The sequence below is a fragment of the Acidovorax sp. AC410 genome (genome assembly GCF_979253235.1).
Genome location: NZ_CEEDCG010000001.1, coordinates 6389663 through 6407424 on the forward strand (window position 1 = coordinate 6389663; position 17762 = coordinate 6407424).

Sequence of the window (17762 nt, forward strand, 5' to 3'; positions counted from 1 at the left end):
CCCCTCCCAGATTGCGAAGCAATATGAGAGAGGGGTGAAGGCGCGAAGCGACTCAGGGGGTGCTTTATTTCAACACGCCCTTGGAAATATCCATGATCATGCGCGTGGCCAGGTACAGGCGCGGCACGATGGTGTTGACCTGCACATACTCGGCATCGTTGGAGTGGGCACCGTAGCCCGACAGGCCCATGCCCTCCACGACCGCGCCCTTGGTCTTGAGGGCCGCGAAGGCCGCATCGGTACCGCCGCCCGTGGCCTTCTCGACCACGCTGAGCGGCAGACCCAGTTCCTGGTAGATGACCTTGCCGTAGCCGGCCACGCGGCGTGATGCCTCGCTGGCTTCGAGCGGTGGGCGGCGCACCTCGAACTTCACGTCCACCTTGGAGGCGGGCAACAGCTTGGTCTTGATCTTCTCCTGCAAAGACTTTTCCAGCCCGTCGAAGTCTGCCACCTTGAGGGCGCGGGCATCGGCCTGGGCCGTGGCTTCGGCGGGAATCACGTTGCGGTTGGTGCCGGACTTCGAGACGGTCCAGTTGAGCTTGAGGCCCTCGTCGCTCTTGGACAGGTCCTTCATCTGCAGCAACTGGTGCGACAGCTCGTACAGCGCGTTCACGCCGTCTTCGGGCTTGGCGCCGGCATGCGAGGCCTTGCCCTGCACCGTGATGTAGGCCGCACCGATGCCACTGGTGGCCAGGCGCAGGGTACCGTCGGTGCCACCGCCTTCGAACGAGAACACCACGTCCTGCTCCGAGGCCACGCGGGTGATGGTGCTGCGCCAGCCGGGCGAGCTGATTTCCTCGTCACCATTAATCAGCACCGTGAGGGTGCCGTAGTCCTTGAAGTTGAGCTTTTGCAGCACCGCGATGGTGTGGATGATGAGGGCGATGCCCTGCTTGTCATCGGAGATGCCCAGGCCATAGGCCTTGTCGCCGTCGATGCGGAAGGGCTGGCCCTTGAGCATGCCCTTCAAGTACACCGTGTCCATGTGCGCGATCAGCATGATCTTCTTGCTGCCCGTGCCCTTGAACACGGCCTGCACGGCGGGGCCCACCTTCTCGGGCGTGTCGTCCAGGCGGTAGACGTCGCTGGTCTGCAGCACGTCCACCGTGCCGCCCAGCTGCTTGAGCTGGCTGGCGATGCGCTCGGCGATCTGGTTCAGGCCCTCGATGTCCTTGCTGCCCGATTCGATGTGTACCAGGTCACGCAGGGTGTCGAGCAGGGGTTGCTGCTCCTTTTGCGCCAGGGCATGGACCTCGGCCACCGGGGCGGCGTGGGCCATGGCGGCGGCGAAGGCCAGGGAGAGGGAGGCGACCAGGGGGCGGAGGGGGTGGTGCATGGTGTGGCTGTTGATGGAATGATTTTTTTGATTATGAAGCCTGGCGAGTCGGGATCTGGGTCTCGATTGGGCAGCATGCTTGCGCGGAAGGCGGAGGCCGGGATGTGCGCCCGGCGGCGCAGTAACTTTCTCTTGGCCGCCAAGAGAAAGTCACCAAAGAGAAGGCGGCCCCCAGTCTGCGTCCCCCATCGCCCTGTCGGGCGATGGGGGCAACCTGCGGTGCTCGGATCTGGGGTGGCATCGCAGAACTCGCTACGTTCTTCGAACTTCGCTCAAACATCTGCGATGAGCCAGAAGACGAAGCGTGTGTGTCCTTCGGCACACACGCCCACCCCAGCTCCTGCGCTCCTCGGCGCAGCCAGCAGGGGTGGGGAGCGGGGTCAAAGGCGGCTGCTGCTTTCGCAGCCGCGCCTGGGGTCGGTTATGCGCTGCGCGCTGCCGACGGCCGAAGCGCAGCGAGGCAGTTGGGGCCGAGCGAAGCAATGGCCCGTATGGAGCCCGCTCCCACCCCCTTCTGACCGTGCCGAGAAGCGCAGGGCCTGGGGTGGGCGCGTGCCGAAGGACACGCGCTTCGTGGTCTGGCTCGTCGCTGCTGTCTGAGCGGAGTTCGAAGAACGAAGCGAGTTCAGCGACGCCACCCCAGGCGCGAGCATCGCAGGTTGCCCGTAGCGCAGCGAAGGGACACGGGCAGCGGGGCGCTGTTTCTTTGCCTACTTTCTTTTTGCGCAAAAAGAAAGTAGGTGCGCCGCCGGGCGCACATCCCGGCCTCTGCCCTCAACATAGGCATGCTGTCAAAAAAGACAAACAGCGGCCCTCCAGGCCCATCAAACAGCCACACGTCTCCCCTCTGCCAGCTTCACCAGCACCTGCAGCGCCCGGTTGAGCGGCGTGGGCACGCCCAAGGCCGCGCCACGCTGCACCACATAGCCATTCAGATGGTCGATCTCGGTAGGCTTTCCGCGCGCCAGGTCCTGCGCGGTGGAGGAATGCTGGCCCGGCATGGTGGCAGGGATGCCTTGCACGGCCGTATCGACATCACCAGGGATGTTGACCCCATCGGCCCGCGCCACGGCCAGGCATTCAGCCACGGTGTCGGCGATCACCTCGGTCACGCCCGGCACCTTCACCAGCGGCCCATAGGGCTGCTGCGACAGGGCCGACAGCGCGTTGTAGGCGCAGTTGAGCACCAGCTTGGCCCAGAGCGCGCCGCGCACGTTGTCCGAAATCTGCGTGGGAATGCCTGCGGCGGCGAACTGCGCGGCCACCGCCTCGCTGCGTGGCGACGGCGCGATCACCAGCTCGCCCCGGCCATGGTGCTGCACATGGCCAGGGCCGGCCATGGCGGTGGCCACATAGACCACGGCGGCGGCCACGGGGGTGCGACGGTCCAGCACGGCGCGCACGCGCTCGTCGTTGTCCACGCCGTTCTGCAGCGTGAGCACCAGCGCCCCGGGCGCCAGGTAAGGCTGGATCGCGCGCGCGGCGGCCTCCGAATCCGTGGACTTCACGCAGAACAGCACCACGTCGGCACCCTGCACGGCGCTGGCCTCGGTGCTGGCCTGCATGGGCACCTGCACGTCGAGCACAGCCGTCTGCAGGCGCAGGCCATGCTGCTGCACCGCCTGCACATGGGCCTGCCGGCCGATCAGGCTGACCGCATGGCCAGCCCGCGCGAGCAGCGCGCCGTAATAGCAGCCCACGGCCCCGGCCCCCATGACGGCAACACGCAACAGAGGGACGGCGGGTTCAGCAAGGGAGGCGGTGGTGGTCATGGAAGAACGTCCGGTACGCAAAGCAGGCCGACATGGCCTGCCGACTATATCGGCCGGCCGATGCCGGTGCAGCAAGCTGGCGAGCAGCTGCAAATTCCCCTGCAGTGGAGTCGGAAATTAATTACTTGCGAAGACAATCATTGTCTAGTCAATTAAATTCCTGGCCATGACATCGACATCTCCCACCTCTTCATCCGACGTGTCCTTCTACGGCAACGGCCACAGCCCTGCCGAGGAGAGCGTGGGCTACCTGATGCGCAAGGTGATGTCGTCCATCCGCACGCAGGCGGACGCGCAGTTGTCCACCCACGACCTGACCTTCGCGCAATGGCTGCCGCTGTTCAAGATCTCCACATGCCAGGCCGTGACGGGCCAGGCCGCCGCCACGGTGGCCGTGATGGCGCGCGAACTGGAGACCGACGCGGCCTCCATGACGCGCACGCTGGACCGTCTGGAAGCCAAGGGCTTGGTGCTGCGCGAACGCTCGACCACCGACCGGCGCGTGGTGCATGTGGTGCTCACGCCCGAAGGCGAGGCCGTCGCCGCCAAGGTGCCCCCCGTGCTCGCCGAAGTCCTCAACAAGCACCTGCGCGGTTTCACCCGCGATGAATGGCAGCTGCTGCTCAGCATGCTGCGCCGCATGCTGGCCAACGGCGATGCCGTGCGCCAGGAACAACAACAGCAGCCACCGGCCGCCTGACCCGGCCTCTGAGCCCCCCTCCCGGACCCCTTCAAGCAAGAGATAGCAGATATGTCCTCATCCACCGCACCCCTGTCCACCCGTGCCGCCATGGCGGCCCATTTCGCCGTGTCGGCCGTCGCGCTGGCGGCCGCCCTCTTCCTGGTCGGTTGCGCCAGCCCCGGCGCAGCCCATACGCCACTGGCACAGACCACGCCGGCCGCACTGGGCCTGAACGCAGCGGCCACCGAATCTGCCGCCCCCTCGCAGTGGTGGACCACCCTCGGTGATGCTCAGCTCAACGCCCTGGTCGACAAGGCCCTGCAGGGCAGCCCCAGCCTGGCCGTGAGCCGGGCCCGCCTGGAGCAGGCCGTGGCGCTGAGCCAGGTGCGCGAAGCCGCCAACGGCCCACAGGTGAACCTGGGCGTGGACGCCACGCGCCAGCGCTACACCGCCCACGGCCTGGTGCCCGCCCCGGTGGCCGGCAACACCTACAACAGCGGCACGGTGCAGGCGACGTTCAGCTGGTCGCCCGATTTCTTCGGCCAGCATGCGGCCGAGCTGCAGGTGGCCCTGGGCCAGGCGCGCGCCGCGCAGGCCGACGCCGCCGCCGCCGCCAACACCCTGGCGGCCCAGGTGGGCCGCAGCTATGTGGCGCTGGCCCGCCTGGTGTCGCAGCGCGAAGTGGCCGTGCGGGCCCTGGAACAGCGCGAAGAGCAGCGCCGCCTGACCAACGACCGCGTGGCCGCGGGCCTGGACAGCCAGGTCGAGCTGACCCAGGCCCAGGCCGCCGTGCCCGATGCGCGCACGCAGATCGAGGCGCTGGACGAGCAGATCACCCTGGCGCGCCGCCAGGTCGCCGTGCTCAGCGGTCAGGCGCCCGATGCGCTGACCACGCTGACCCCGCAACTGGCCGCCCTGCAGCCCACGGCCGTGCCCGACGCGCTCGGTGCCGACCTGCTGGGCCGCCGCCCCGACGTGGTGGCCGCGCGCTGGCGCGTGGAGGCCGCGACCCAGGGTGTGAAGGTTGCGCGCACGGAGTTCTACCCCAACATCAACATCGCCGCCTTCATCGGCCTGAACTCGCTGGGGCTGGACAATCTGTTCAACGCCGGCTCGCGCCAGATGGGCGTGACGCCCGCGCTGCGCCTGCCGATCTTCGACGGAGGGCGCCTTCGCGCCCAGCTGGGCGGCCGCCAGGCCGAGCTCGATGCCGCCATCGCCCAGTACAACGGCATGGTGCTCGACGCGGTCAAGGAGGCCGGCGATGCCATGGCCTCGGTGCAGTCCCTCACGCGCCAGCAGGCGCTGCAGGACGATGCTGCCGCCAGCGCCGAAAAGGCCTACCGCTTTGCGCAGGAGCGCTACCGCGCGGGCCTGGGCAACTACCTGGTGGTGCTCTCCACCGAAAGCCAGGTGCTGGCCCAGCGCCGCCTGGCCGTGGACCTGCGCGCCCGCCAGCTCGACACCCGCCTGCAGCTGATGAAGGCCCTGGGCGGCGGCTGGACGGACGACACCGCCACGCTACAGACCGCGGCCCGCTGAGCGCCAGCGACCCGATACGACGCATAAAAAACCACACACAACAGCACATTCCCGAAGGACCCTTGCCATGAGCGAACCCCTTGCCTCTAACAAAGAAGCCACCAACCCCGCGCGCCGCCGCGGCCTGACCCTGATCGCCGCCGCCGTGGCCATTGCCGCCATCGGCTGGGGAGCCTGGCACTGGGCCAATGGCCGCCACATGGAGACCACCGACAACGCCTACGTAGCGGGCAACGTGGTGCAGATCACGCCGCAGGTCGGCGGTACGGTGGTCTCCATCGGTGCGGACGACACCGACTACGTCAAGGCCGGCCAGTTGCTGGTCAAGCTCGACCCGGCCGACGCCCGCGTGGCGCTGGAACAGGCCGAAGCGCAGCTGGCGCAAACGGTGCGCGAAGTGCGCACGCTGTTCGCCAACAACTCCACCCTGAAGGCCCAGGTCAGCCTGCGCAGCGCCGACCTCGCCCGCGCCCAGGCCGAAGCCGCGCGCCTGCAGGACGACGTTTCCCGCCGCGCCCCGCTGATGGCCAGCGGCGCCGTGGGCAAGGAAGAGTTCCAGCACGCCAACGCCCAGGTCACGGCCGCCAAGAGCACCGTGGCCGCGGCCCAGGCCGCCGTGGTGGCCGCACAGGAGCAACTGGCCGCCAGCCAGACGCAGACCGAAGGCACCTCCATCGAGCAGCACCCCAACGTGCAGCGCGCCTCGGCCCGCGTGCGCGAGGCCTACCTGGCCGTGCAGCGCGCCCAGCTCCTGGCGCCGCTCGACGGCCATGTCGCCAAGCGCGGCGTGCAGGTGGGCCAGCGCGTGCAGGCCGGCGCCCCGCTGATGACGCTGGTGGCGCTGAGCGATCTGTGGGTGGACGCCAACTTCAAGGAAAGCCAGTTGCAGAACCTGCGCATCGGCCAGCCCGCCGAGCTGGTGGCCGACGTGTACGGCACCAAGGTGGTCTACCACGGCAAGGTGACGGGCCTGGGTGCCGGCACCGGCGCCGCGTTCGCGCTGCTGCCCGCACAGAACGCCACGGGCAACTGGATCAAGGTGGTGCAGCGCGTGCCCGTGCGCATTGCCCTGGACCCCAAGGAAGTGGCTGAACACGCTCTGCGCGTGGGCCTGTCGATGGACGTGAAGGTGGACACCGCCGACCAGAGCGGCAAGACCCTGTCGGACGTCCAGCGCAGCACGCCGGTGGCCTCCACGGCGGTGTTCGACGAGCAGTTCAAGGCCGCCGATGACGAAGTCGCCCACATCATCGCCGCCAACCTGGGCCGCAAGGCCGTGGCCGTGGCTTCGCCCAGGGTGCCCTCCACACAGGGCAGCAGCGCCGTGCAGGCTCAGAACCACGCATCCGCACCCGTGCGTGCTCCTGTGGTGCAGTAAGCCGGAGTCTTTTCCATGACTGCCGCCAACCCTACCGCAGACCAGGCCGGCGCTTCGGCGCCGCCTGCTGTGACGACGCCGCCAGCCGCCCCGCCCGGGCCGCCTGCGGCCTATCCACCGCTGCAGGGCACGGCCCTGCTGCTGGGCACGCTGTCGCTGTCGCTGGCCACGTTCATGAACGTGCTGGATTCGTCCATTGCCAACGTTTCCATCCCCGCCATTGCCGGCGACCTGGGCGTGAGCCCAGGCCAGGGCACCTGGGTCATCACCAGCTTCGGCGTGGCCAATGCCATCTCGGTGCCGCTCACGGGCTGGCTCACGCAGCGCTTTGGCGCGGTGCGGCTGTTCACGATGAGCGTGCTGCTGTTCGTGCTCACCTCCTGGCTGTGCGGCTTTGCCTCGTCGCTGGAGATGCTGGTCTTCTTCCGTGTGCTGCAGGGCCTGGTCGCCGGGCCCATGATCCCGCTGTCGCAAACGCTGCTGCTGGCCAGCTACCCGCGTGCGCTGGCGGGCACTGCGCTTGCCCTGTGGGGCGTGACCACATTGGTCGCGCCCGTGGTCGGACCGCTATTGGGCGGGTGGATCACGGACAACATCTCCTGGCCGTGGATCTTCTACATCAACGTGCCCGTGGGGCTGCTCGCCGGCGTGCTCACCTGGGGCATCTACCGCAAGCGCGAGACCCCGATCCGCAAGCTGCCCATCGACACCGTGGGCCTGTCCCTCTTGGTGCTGTGGGTGGGCGCGCTGCAACTCATGCTCGACAAGGGCAAGGAGCTCGACTGGTTCGCCTCCAACGAGATCATCCTCATGGCCGTCGTTGCGGTGGTGGCGTTCGCCGTGTTCCTGGTCTGGGAGCTCACCGACAAGCACCCGGTGGTGGACCTCAAGCTCTTCAAGGGCCGCAACTTCACCTTCGGGGCGCTGGCGCTGTCGGTGGCCTACGCGCTGTTCTTCGGCAACGTGGTGCTGCTGCCCCTGTGGCTGCAGCAGTGGATGGGCTACACCGCCACCTCGGCCGGCATGGCGCTGGCGCCGGTGGGTATCTTCGCCATCCTGCTCACGCCGCTGGTGGGCAAGAAGGTGGGCCAGTGGGATCCGCGGCGCATGGCGACGGGCGCGTTCATCGTCTTCGGCATCGTGCTGTGGATGCGCTCGCAGTTCACGGTGCAGACCGACTTCGTGCACATCCTGATCCCCACCCTGCTGCAGGGCGCGGCCATGGCGTTCTTCTTCATCCCGCTGACCACGCTGACGCTGTCGGGCCTGGCGCCCGAGCGCATCCCGGCTGCGGCGGGCCTGAGCAACTTCGTGCGCATCACCGCCGGGGCCATGGGGACGTCGATTGCCACCACGCTGTGGGAGAGCCGGGCCGCCATGCACCATGCCCACCTGACCGAGGGCCTGGTGCAGGGCCAGGGCGTCTTCGCCATCACGCTGGACAACCTGATGGCATCGGGCCTCACGCAGTTGCAGGCGCTGGCCCAGGTCAACCGGCTGATCGACCAGCAGGCCTTCACCCGTGCGGCGAACGACATCTTCCTGGGCTCGGCCGGCCTGTTTTTGCTGCTGATCGGGCTGATCTGGCTCACCAAGCGTCCCGCGCAAGGGGGCGCTGCGTCGGCAGACGCGGCAGGAGCCCATTGACTCCGGGCTTGGAACAGCTTTAACGACTAGGTGGCGCGCCCTCGGGCTCGCCACCTTTTTTGTTCCTAGCCCTTGCTGGCCTTGGCGCGGGTGCGCGAGGCCGGCAGCTCAGGCGTGCTGGTGACGCTGGGCGCCCGGCTGAGCACGTTGTTGGCGTTGACCAGGGTCTTGAGCATGGCCATGAACAGCTCGCCCTGCTCGGGCGGCAAGGGGGCCAGCATGCGCTTCTGGGCGCGGCGCATGCCGGGCTCCACCTGGCGCAACAGGTCTTCACCGTCGGGCGTGAGCATCAGCAGGCGCACGCGGCGGTCGCCCGGGCTGCTGTTGCGCACCATCCAGCCGCGGGCTTCCAGCCGGTCGATCACGCTGCCGATGGTCGAGGTGTCGAAGCCGATGCGGCCGGCCAGGCGGCGCTGGTCCAGGCCCGGCTCGCGCTGCACGGCCGCCAGGGCGGCGAACTGCACGGGGGTGATGCCCACTTCCTGCGTCTCTTCGAGGAAGATGGCCACCGCGATCTGCTGCAGCCGGCGGATGTAGTGGCCGGGCAGTTCTTCAAGCGCTGGAGAATGGGATGAGGACATGGGCAGACAGGCAGGCGACGATGGACAACGAGGGAGCGGCAATCCGCGAGGCCGCAGTCTATCGGAAGCCGCCGCCGGCACGCATGCTCAATTCGCGTGCGCTGCGGGCGCCGCCAGCTGGAACGCTGGCAGCCCCGCGCAGGCAGCGTCCACCGCGCTGATGCGCGGCCAGCGCGCCAGGTCGATCTGGAAGCGGCGCGCGCTTTCGACCTGGGGCACCAGGTACACGTCGGCCAGGGTGGGCGAATGGCCGAAGCTGAAGGCACCGCGCGCCACATCGCGCGCAAGCAACGCCTCGTAGGCATCGAAGCCCGCGCCTATCCAGGTGGAGCACCAGGCGTTCACGGCCACCTCGTCGCAACCCAGCTGGTGGCGCAGGTATTCGAGGATGCGGCGGTTGTTGACGGGGTGGATGTCGCAGCCCACCAGTGCGGCCAGGGCCCGCACCTGGGCGCGGGCATCCACGCCGGCCGGCAGCAGCGGCGGCTCGGGGTAGCGCTCCTCCAGCCATTCGATGATGGCGGGCGACTGGATCAGCACCTGGCCTTCATGCTCCAGCGCAGGCACCAGCCTTTGCGGGTTGATGGCGCGGTAAGTGTCACCCAGGTGCTCTTCCTGGCGCAGGTCCACGGGGATATGTTCGGCCTGCAGGCCCTTGAGGTGCAGGGCGATGCGCAGCCGGTGCGAAGTGCCGCTGCGAAAGAAGTGGTGCAGCTTCATGCTGGAAGCTTCACTCTGCGGGACCGACGTTGAGGGCAATGCTGCCCACGCCGTCCACATGGCCCTCGATGCGGTCGCCCGGAACCACGGCCCCCACGCCCTCGGGCGTGCCGGTGTAGACCAGATCGCCCGGCTGCAGGTGGTAGAACTGCGAGAGGTCGGCAAGGAGCTCGCGGATGTTCCAGATGAGCTTGTCCACGTCGGACTGCTGGCGCACCTGGCCGTTGACGCTGAGCGCAATGGCCCCGCGCTCGATCACCACGCCGGGCAGGGGCACGACCTCGGAGGCGATGGAGGACTGCTCGACATCCTTGCCCAGGTCCCACGGCCGGCCCTTGTCGCGCGCCACGAGCTGCAGGTCGCGCCGCGTCATGTCCAGCCCGCAGGCATAGCCATAGATATGCGTGTGCGCCTGCTCGGGCGCGATGCGAAAGCCCGCCGTGCCGATGGCCACCACCAGCTCCATCTCGTAATGGTAGCTCTCGGTGCCCGGCGGGTAGGCCACGGTGGCGCCGGATTCCACGACCGTGGACGGCGACTTGGTGAAGTAGAACGGCCGCTCCTGCGACTTGTCCACGGGGCGGCCCATCTCGAGCGCATGGGCGTGGTAGTTGCGGCCCACGAAGAACAGGCGGTTCACGGGCAGGCGCGCGGCCTGGCCGCGCACAGGCAGCGAAACGGTGGCGGGAGGGGTCCAGAGGTAGGTGGTGGACATGCAGGGCTTTCAATAGAACAAAAGGAATGGCGCAGCCATCAGCCACGGTTCTCGAACACGCCCAGCTTGCGGTGCAGCGGGCTCTCGTCGGCGATGAAGAAAAAGGCCGGCTGGTCGGCCGAGCGGTTGGCCAGCGTGACGGCGGTGTAGCCGGGGGCACAGCAGGTGTCGGCCTCGGCCAGTACAAAGCGCGGCTGGTCCTGCACCTGCACGTCGGCCGCGCCTTCGATCAGGTGGAACACCATGGCCGGCGACCGCGCGGGCAGCCGCAGCACCTGCCCCGGGCGCAGCATCTGCGCGTAGAAGCCGAGGATGTTCTGGGCATCGGCGCCGGTCTCGGGGTTTACGTAGGTGATCTGCACCGACGCGAGCGCGGGCTGGTCGGCCGCCAGCGATTGCAGCGCCGCCCGGGCCTGGGCCCAGGGGTAGCGCAACATCGGGTAGGCGCGCGCCGTGCGCCCGAACACCGGCGTGGGCACGATGCCGCCGCGCGCATAGGCGCGGTCGCCCGCCGCCCCGGTGATTGCCTGGCGCGGGCCGTCCACGTGGTACGAAGCCTCCAGGTAATGCACCAGCGGCAGGTCCAGCACGTCGAGCCAGACCACGGGCGCGGTGCCCTCGTGGGCGTGTTCGTGCCACAGGCCGGTGGGCGTAAGGATCAGGTCGCCGCGCTCCATGGGGCAGCGCTCGCCATCCACCGTGGTGCAGGCGCCCTCGCCTTCCACCACCATGCGCACCGCATTCGGCGTGTGGCGGTGCGCAGGGGCCCACTCGCCGGGCAGCAGCAGCTGCATGCCCAGGTACATGGCGGCGCTGGCCTGCATGCTGTCCGGCCCGTGGCCGGGGTTGGCCAGCACCAGCACCCGGCGCTCGGCCTTCTCGATGGGGGTGAGTTCGCCGGCCCGCATCAGCAGCGGCCGCAGCGCCGCATAGGGCCAGTGCGTGGCCCGGGTGCGCGGCCGCGGCTGGCCCGGCGGCAGCATGGCGCGCAGGCTGGGCCACAGGGGCACCAGGTTCGATTGCGCGAGTTCGTCGCGGTAGTCCTGGGGCAGGTCTTCCAGGCGTCCAAGTTCTTGCATCGGTGTTGTCTCCTCGGGATTCAGTGCGCTGCCAGACAGTTGGCTACGTTCCAGCCGTACAGCCACTCCATGGCGTCGTAGAAGCGCTCGGGGCTGCGCCCGCGCCACAGGTCGTTGCGCACCAGGCGCTCCACGCCCTGGGCGTGGTAAATGCGCCCCATCTCGCGGCCCGAGAGCACGATGCGCGCGGTGCGCGCCACGCGCGAGCGTTGGTACCGATCGAGCGCGGCATCCCAGTCATTGCCGTGCACGCGCAGGGCCTCGCCCAAGGTCACCGCGTCCTCCAGCGCCATGCAGGCGCCCTGGGCCATGTACTGCGTCGTGGGGTGGGCCGCGTCGCCGAGCAGCGTGGTGCGGCCATGCGTCCAGCGGGCGATGGGCTCGCGGTCGGCGGTGGCCCAGCGCTTCCAGCTCCTGGGCAGGTCGATCAGTTGCCGGGCACGGGGGCATATGTCCTGGAAGTAGCTCTGCACCTCCTCGCGGCTGCCTTCGGTCACCCCCCACTCCTCCTTCTCGCGGCTGTGGAAGGTGACGACCACGTTGTACTGCTCGCCGCCACGCAGCGGGTAGTGCACCAGGTGGCAGTGCGGGCCCACCCAGATGCTGGCGGCATTCCAGCGCAGGTCTTCGGGGAAATCATCGCGCTCCACCACGGCGCGGTAGACCACGTGGCCGGTCACGCGGGCCGCATCGCCCACGTACTGCTGGCGCACCACGGACTTGACGCCGTCGGCACCGATCAGTGCCACCCCGCGCCAGGCCTTGCCATGCTGGTCGAAGGCGGTGACGCCGCTGGCGTCCTGCTCCACACGCTCGATGCGGGTGTGGGTCTGCAGGCGCACGCGCCCGGTCGCCAGCGCCCCTTCGAGCAGGCAGTTGTGCGCGTCCACCCGGTGGATGACCGCATAGGGATTGCCGAAGCGGGCACGGAAGGCCTCGCCCGTGGGGATGCGGCCCACCTGGTACTCGTCCAGCGCATCGTGCATCACCATGCAGTCGGTGAACACCGAGCGGCTGCGCGCCTGCTCCCCCACGCCCAGCGCATCGAAGGCATGGAAGGCATTGGGCCCCAGCTGCATGCCGGCACCGATCTCGCCGATGGCTGGCGACTGCTCCAGCACCTGTACTTCAAGGCCCTGGCGCACCAGGGCCAGCGCCGCTGCCAGCCCGCCAATGCCACCACCCGCCACCAGCACGGGGAGGCCCGTGGCACGCCCATCTGTCTGCTCCATCATTCACCTCGTCTTTTCATTTAGTCAGTATGCTGATGATTAGTGTAACAACCCATAGTGCATGTGCGCAAGCTGTCTCGGCCAATTTCCGCATCAATACAGGATCAAGGGTTTTCACCGAGCGCGCCGGAGATTTGCTGGATCTATGATTTTCATCAGCATACTGTTAATCAGTCATCAAACAATCCGCCACGCTTCCAGGAGACCCCCATGAACCCGACCGCCCGACACCCATTGCTCCTATCGCTCGCCTGCGCCGGCATGCTGGTGGGCGCCCTGGGCACCAGCCATGCCCAGAGCGGCGACTTTCCGAACAAGCCGGTCACGCTCTACACCGCCTTTGCCGTGGGCAGCGGGCCCGATGCCGTGCTGCGGCTGGTGGCGCACAAGCTGTCGGCCCAGTGGAAGCAGACCGTGACGGTGGACAACCGCCCTGGCGGCGGCGGCTTCATCGCCATGGATGCGGCCAGGCGCGGTGCGGCCGACGGCTACACGCTGCTGCAACTCGACAGCGAGCACCTGGCCGCCGTGCCGCACCTGTACAAGAAGCGCAACGTCGACACGCTCAAGGCCTTTGACCCGGTGGCGCCGCTGTTCCGCACCCCGTTCATGGTGGCGGTGCCGGCCCAGTCGCCCTGGAAGAACATGACCGACCTGCTGAACGAGGCCAAGGCCAGACCCGGCGGGTTGAGCTATGGCTCCTGGGGTATGGGCAGCCCGGGCCACCTGGGTGGTGAGTGGCTCGAATCCATCACCGGCGTGCGCATGACCCATGTGCCCTACAAGGAGGTAAGCCAGCTGTACACCAACGTGGCCACCGGCGAGGTGGCCTGGAGCTTTGCCAGCATTCCATCAAGCCAGGGGGTCTACAAGGCGGGCAAGATCAAATACCTGGCGGTGGCGGCGCCCAGGCGCATCCCGCAGTTGCCCGACGTGCCCACCGTGGCCGAGGCCGGCGGCCCGGCACAGCTCGACGTGAACTCCTTCGTGGTGCTGGTGGCCCCCAGGGGCGTGCCCGCCGCCGTGCGCAACAAGATCCATGCGGACGTGCTTGCCGCACTGGCCGACCCCGAGGTGCGCGAGCGCTTCAACACCTTCGCCTTCGAGCCGTTGGCGTGGTCGGTGGAGGACATCGGCCGCAACGCGGCGGCCAAGTCCAGCCAGTACGAGCAGTTGATCACCAAGGCCGGGATCACGCTCGACTGAGGCCAGGGCCCGCACCTCCCACACACGGCGTCGGAAAAGCCTGACATGGGGGCGCGCCCGCCGCCTGCGATCCGGCGCAGGGGGTGATCGAACAATGCAGTCACCACAACAAAAGGAACTGCCATGTCGCTCTCCCTCATTCTCCTGATCGTCCTGATCCTCATCCTCGTCGGCGCGCTGCCCACCTGGGGCCACAGCCGTTCGTGGGGTTATGGACCCAGCGGCGGCATCGGCCTGGTGGTGCTGATCCTGGTGATCCTGCTGCTCATGGGCAGGATATAAACCTGCGGCGGCCTGCTGAAGGCCCCAAAGCAAAAAGCGTGGCATGGCCACGCTTTTTGCTTTGGGGACGTGTATGAAAAGCCCGCAGGCGGTCAGGCCGCCTTGCGCAGTTGTGCGTTGGCAAAGGCGGTGGTGAGCTGCGCCAGCTCGGTCTGGTTCACGACGCCATTGGCATTGCCATGGCGGTCCACCAGTTGCAGCAGCGACTGCGACAGCTCGCTGCCGCCCTGGGTGCCCGAGGTGGCGGCAACCCCCTTGAGGAATTCAGCGCGCGAGATGGCGCCGTCCTGGTTGGCATCGAAGCCGGCCGCCAGTTGCTCCTTTTGCGCCTCGTTGGCGCCAAAGCTGGCGAGCAGTTCCTGGAAATCCTTTTTGGACACCGAACGGTCGGCCTGTGAAGCCGTCAGCGCCGTGCCCGCATCGGCAGCCGCGCGTGTGCCCAGCGGGCCGTCGAGCTTGCCGGAGGTCATCAAAACACCCTTGCCGGCAAAGCCGGTCAGGGCTTCGGCCTCCTTGCTCAAGGTGACCACGGCAGACGGTTCGGCGGCCGCCGGCTGGCTGGCGCGCGCCGTGGCTGCGGACTTGCTGCCCGAGGCAGCGTTGTAGAGAAAGGACGCGACCGACGCGAGGCCGGAAATAAGGGGTGACATGGCCAATGGACTCCTGCGCGCGGCTTGGCTGCCGGTGCTTTAGGGCAAAGCACCAGGGCATGCCATCGCCCGGTGGTCCAGCATATGCGGCAAGCGCTTCATGCAATGGGCAGAAAAGCGGCGCTGCACAGCCGCTTTTCCGGACCATGCCTCTACTTCAGCACGTAGCTGGCGAGCACGCTCTGCACGTCGTAGATGCTGAGCTTCTTGTTGAACTGCTTCTGAAACGGGGTGGCGCTGCCCGAGATCCAGATCTTGAGTTCGGCATCGAGGTCGAAGGTGCCGCCGGTCTCGATGCTGAAATGCGTGATGCTCTTGTAGGGCAAGGAGTGGTACTCGACCTTGCTGCCCGTGATGCCCTGCTTGTCCACCAGCACCAGGCGCTTGTTGGTGAAGACGAAGTAGTCGCGGATGAGCTGGTAGGCGTGCTCAACGACCTCGCCCGGTATCAGGATGCGGGCGAACTCTTCCTGAATCTTGGATGCATCGATCTTCGACGCATTGCCCATCACTCCGTCCAAAAGTCCCATGGTGGTCTCCCCGTTGCGAGGCGGTGATCGTAGTCCGGCTAGCGATACCCCTGCCCGAAGGCGACGAATTCGCCGGTGAGCCGCCCGGCAGGCTGCCCGTGGTACATCAGCACCGAGGTCTGCTCGATGCGGCCCAGGCCCTTGCGCTCGAACACGCGCACGAAGGCCCGCCAGGCCTGCTCGGTGGGGGCCTCGGCCACGGCCGTGAAGCTGCCATCGATGGGCAGGCCGTATTCCATGGTGTTGCGCTGGATCACCAGCCGGCTGCCCAGGCCGTGCGCGGACAAGCGCAGGTGCAACATGGACCACGCGGCCAGGATGGCCACCGCCGATGCGCTGCCGCCGAACACCGTGTCGCGGTGGTTGATGTTGGGCGCCAGGGGTGCGCTGAGCACCACACGCTCGAGCGAGGCCTCCATGACGGACACCGCCATGGCGCTGGACAGGGGAATGTGCTGGTGCAGGTAGGCCTGCAGGTCGTCATCGGTCTTCACGCGCTGCTTTCCAAAAGAGGCTCATGGGCGCGATGCTATCGCGCCGGGCAGATCGGGCAGCAGCAGCCCCTGCTGCGCCGCCACCGTCTCGCGCAGAAAGGCCCAGGTGGCCTGCATGCGCGCCACATGCTTGTTCTCCTCGGGCATGGACATCCAGAAGGTGCGCGTGAAGCGCGCCTTGCCGGGCAGCACCAGCGTGAGGGCCGGATCCTGCGCGGCGACGAAGGCCGGCAGCACTGCCAACCCGGCACCAGCGCGTACCGCCTCGTACTGGGCGAGGATGCTGGTGCTGCGCAGCGCAAAACGCGCGGGGCGGTGCAGCTCATCGAGGATCTGCAGCTCCTTGGTGAACAGCAGGTCGTCCACGTAGCTGATGAAGCTGTGGCCGCGCAGCTCGTCGGCCGTGCGGATGGGCGCATGGCGGGCCAGGTAGTCGCGCGTGCCGTAGAGCTGCAGCACATAGTCGGTGAGCTTGACCACCAGCACCGCGCCGCGCGCCGGGCGCTCCAGCGAGATCACGATGTCCGCCTCGCGCCGCGACAGGTGCACCAGGCGCGGCAGGGCCAGCAGGTCCAGCACCAGGCCCGGGTGCTCCAGCGCAAAGTGCGCCAACTGCGGCGCCAGCACCAGGTTGCCAAAGCCCTCGGTGGTGCCGATGCGCACCAGGCCCTGCAGGCCCTGGCGCACGCCGGGCGCGGCGTTCTCCACCGCCAGGAAGGCGGCCTCCATGGCCTCGACCTGGGGCAGCAGCGCGCGGCCGGCCTCGGTCAGCCGGTGGCCGCCGGCCTCGCGCGCGAACAGGGCCGAGCCCACCTGCTTTTCCAGCGCCTGGATGCGGCGCGCCACCGTGGTGTGGTCCACCGTGAGGCGGCGCGCCGCGCCCACCAGGGTGCCGGCGCGCGCGAGCTCCAGAAAGTAGCGCAGGTTGTCCCAGTCCATGGCGTCGGGCGGGCTAGGGCCGCGCGGGCGTGGCAGCGGCTTTCTGGCCGCTGGGAGGGGTGGGGGCGGCGGGCGCGCCGTCGGCTTCGTCCGCGTCATAGACCAGGACCATGGCCAGCAGCACCTCGTCGCGGCCACGGCCGTTGGTGACGAACAGGTAGGCGGGCCGGCCCTGGATACGGCCGGTGTAGGTGGGCGCCACCTTGTGTGCCGTGCGGATGAAATCCCGGGGCGTCGGCACCGCGCGCCACTGCCCGGGTTGGAAGAACTGCTGCCAGTCGCCCGCACCCACCCGCGAGGTGACGAACAGGCGCGACAGAGTCCCCTCCGCCGTGGTCCAGGCGCCAATGTCGTCGTCGCGCTGCACCGATACCGGACGCCGGGGGCCATAGAAGGCGTCCAGCGCGGCATCGGCTTCGGCGGCCAAGCGCTTTTCCAGTTCGGGCGTGGGCTGGTGGTTGGGCTCGGCGTCCCAGGGGTACAGCGGGTACAGGCCATGGCTGCGCACATGGGCCAGCATGGTGGTGTTGTACTCTTTGGCGAACTGCTGCAGCCGGTTCATGCGCTCCACGGCCGTGCTGCCGACGACGGCCTGGCACTCCAGAGGCTCCGCATGGTCCCGGCCTTTCCACCAGGCCGACGGCTCGGACGGCATTCCCGGTACCTGGTTGGCGACACAGGCGGGCACGCCCATGAAACGGGTATCGCCCTTCTCGGCCGCAGCCTTGGCGGCTGCGGCAGGCGAGCCGGCCAGCAGTGCCTCCAGGCCCGGTGCGGCCAGCACAGGGGCTGCCTGTGCAAGGCAGCTTGCAGCCACCAACGTCATCATCCACCAGGTTCTCATCGTCCGCTTTCTCGGTCTGGGCAAAAGGGGGTGCAGGCGCCCCACCCGGGCGCCCGGCACCGGTCTGCATTTTTGCAAACCTTGTGCGCAGTATTGTCTATTGTCTTCACAATTTTGCACAGATACCATGCAC

The 17762-nt window shown here is 68.2% G+C and carries 18 protein-coding genes; 6 read left to right on the plus strand and 12 right to left on the minus strand.

What is annotated here, in order from left to right; all coding sequences use genetic code 11:
• Positions 1 to 64: 64 nt before the first annotated feature.
• Positions 65 to 1336: a M20/M25/M40 family metallo-hydrolase gene (locus AC0IZS_RS29685; protein WP_471638957.1), complete on the minus strand. Its 1272-nt coding sequence runs from the start codon at positions 1334 to 1336 to the stop codon at positions 65 to 67.
• 824 nt (positions 1337 to 2160) lie between these two features.
• Entirely contained in the window at positions 2161 to 3108 is a 948-nt protein-coding gene (locus AC0IZS_RS29690) for a ketopantoate reductase family protein (RefSeq protein ID WP_471638958.1), read from the minus strand.
• A 166-nt stretch (positions 3109 to 3274) separates the two neighbouring features.
• Here AC0IZS_RS29690 and AC0IZS_RS29695 point away from each other — a divergent pair, with 166 nt between their 5' ends.
• The 4 genes from AC0IZS_RS29695 to AC0IZS_RS29710 all read left to right on the plus strand — a co-directional run bounded on the left by AC0IZS_RS29695 (position 3275) and on the right by AC0IZS_RS29710 (position 8357).
• Positions 3275 to 3808: a MarR family winged helix-turn-helix transcriptional regulator gene (locus AC0IZS_RS29695; protein ID WP_471638959.1), complete on the plus strand. Its 534-nt coding sequence runs from the start codon at positions 3275 to 3277 to the stop codon at positions 3806 to 3808.
• Between the two features lie 51 nt (positions 3809 to 3859).
• The gene (locus tag AC0IZS_RS29700) at positions 3860 to 5332 is read left to right on the plus strand and encodes an efflux transporter outer membrane subunit (RefSeq protein WP_471638960.1); all 1473 of its coding nucleotides are present in this window, start codon (positions 3860 to 3862) and stop codon (positions 5330 to 5332) included.
• Between the two features lie 67 nt (positions 5333 to 5399).
• Complete coding sequence (locus AC0IZS_RS29705) at positions 5400 to 6710, plus strand: EmrA/EmrK family multidrug efflux transporter periplasmic adaptor subunit (protein ID WP_471638961.1); 1311 nt, start codon at positions 5400 to 5402, stop codon at positions 6708 to 6710.
• Between the two features lie 15 nt (positions 6711 to 6725).
• The gene (locus tag AC0IZS_RS29710) at positions 6726 to 8357 is read left to right on the plus strand and encodes a DHA2 family efflux MFS transporter permease subunit (RefSeq protein ID WP_471638962.1); all 1632 of its coding nucleotides are present in this window, start codon (positions 6726 to 6728) and stop codon (positions 8355 to 8357) included.
• Between the two features lie 65 nt (positions 8358 to 8422).
• Here AC0IZS_RS29710 and AC0IZS_RS29715 read toward each other — a convergent pair whose 3' ends face one another.
• From AC0IZS_RS29715 to AC0IZS_RS29735, 5 genes are all read right to left on the minus strand, one after another.
• Entirely contained in the window at positions 8423 to 8938 is a 516-nt protein-coding gene (locus AC0IZS_RS29715; protein WP_057203731.1) for a MarR family winged helix-turn-helix transcriptional regulator, read from the minus strand.
• Between the two features lie 87 nt (positions 8939 to 9025).
• Complete coding sequence (gene maiA, locus AC0IZS_RS29720) at positions 9026 to 9658, minus strand: maleylacetoacetate isomerase (RefSeq protein WP_471638963.1); 633 nt, start codon at positions 9656 to 9658, stop codon at positions 9026 to 9028.
• 10 nt (positions 9659 to 9668) lie between these two features.
• Entirely contained in the window at positions 9669 to 10373 is a 705-nt protein-coding gene (locus AC0IZS_RS29725; RefSeq protein ID WP_471638964.1) for a fumarylacetoacetate hydrolase family protein, read from the minus strand.
• Positions 10374 to 10411: 38 nt separating this feature from the next.
• On the minus strand, positions 10412 to 11452 hold the full coding sequence (locus tag AC0IZS_RS29730; protein WP_471638965.1) for a cupin domain-containing protein: 1041 nt from the start codon (positions 11450 to 11452) through the stop codon (positions 10412 to 10414).
• A gap of 20 nt (positions 11453 to 11472) precedes the next feature.
• Positions 11473 to 12684 carry a 3-hydroxybenzoate 6-monooxygenase gene (locus tag AC0IZS_RS29735; protein WP_471638966.1) on the minus strand — a complete coding sequence of 404 codons (1212 nt, stop codon included), beginning with the start codon at positions 12682 to 12684 and terminating at the stop codon, positions 11473 to 11475.
• Between the two features lie 210 nt (positions 12685 to 12894).
• Here AC0IZS_RS29735 and AC0IZS_RS29740 point away from each other — a divergent pair, with 210 nt between their 5' ends.
• The gene (locus AC0IZS_RS29740) at positions 12895 to 13890 is read left to right on the plus strand and encodes a Bug family tripartite tricarboxylate transporter substrate binding protein (RefSeq protein WP_471638967.1); all 996 of its coding nucleotides are present in this window, start codon (positions 12895 to 12897) and stop codon (positions 13888 to 13890) included.
• Positions 13891 to 14013: 123 nt separating this feature from the next.
• Complete coding sequence (locus tag AC0IZS_RS29745) at positions 14014 to 14172, plus strand: DUF3309 family protein (RefSeq protein ID WP_007856361.1); 159 nt, start codon at positions 14014 to 14016, stop codon at positions 14170 to 14172.
• A gap of 92 nt (positions 14173 to 14264) precedes the next feature.
• Here the strand turns inward: AC0IZS_RS29745 and AC0IZS_RS29750 are convergent, their stop codons facing one another.
• From AC0IZS_RS29750 to AC0IZS_RS29770, 5 genes are all read right to left on the minus strand, one after another.
• Entirely contained in the window at positions 14265 to 14822 is a 558-nt protein-coding gene (locus AC0IZS_RS29750; RefSeq protein WP_471638968.1) for an EF-hand domain-containing protein, read from the minus strand.
• A 152-nt stretch (positions 14823 to 14974) separates the two neighbouring features.
• Positions 14975 to 15352: a PH domain-containing protein gene (locus AC0IZS_RS29755; protein ID WP_471638969.1), complete on the minus strand. Its 378-nt coding sequence runs from the start codon at positions 15350 to 15352 to the stop codon at positions 14975 to 14977.
• A 38-nt stretch (positions 15353 to 15390) separates the two neighbouring features.
• The gene (locus AC0IZS_RS29760; protein ID WP_471638970.1) at positions 15391 to 15846 is read right to left on the minus strand and encodes a YiiD C-terminal domain-containing protein; all 456 of its coding nucleotides are present in this window, start codon (positions 15844 to 15846) and stop codon (positions 15391 to 15393) included.
• Positions 15847 to 15867: 21 nt separating this feature from the next.
• On the minus strand, positions 15868 to 16785 hold the full coding sequence (locus AC0IZS_RS29765) for a LysR family transcriptional regulator (RefSeq protein WP_471638971.1): 918 nt from the start codon (positions 16783 to 16785) through the stop codon (positions 15868 to 15870).
• Positions 16786 to 16798: 13 nt separating this feature from the next.
• Positions 16799 to 17629, minus strand: a complete 831-nt coding sequence (locus AC0IZS_RS29770) for a hypothetical protein (RefSeq protein ID WP_471638972.1) — start codon at positions 17627 to 17629, stop codon at positions 16799 to 16801.
• Positions 17630 to 17762: the final 133 nt, after the last annotated feature.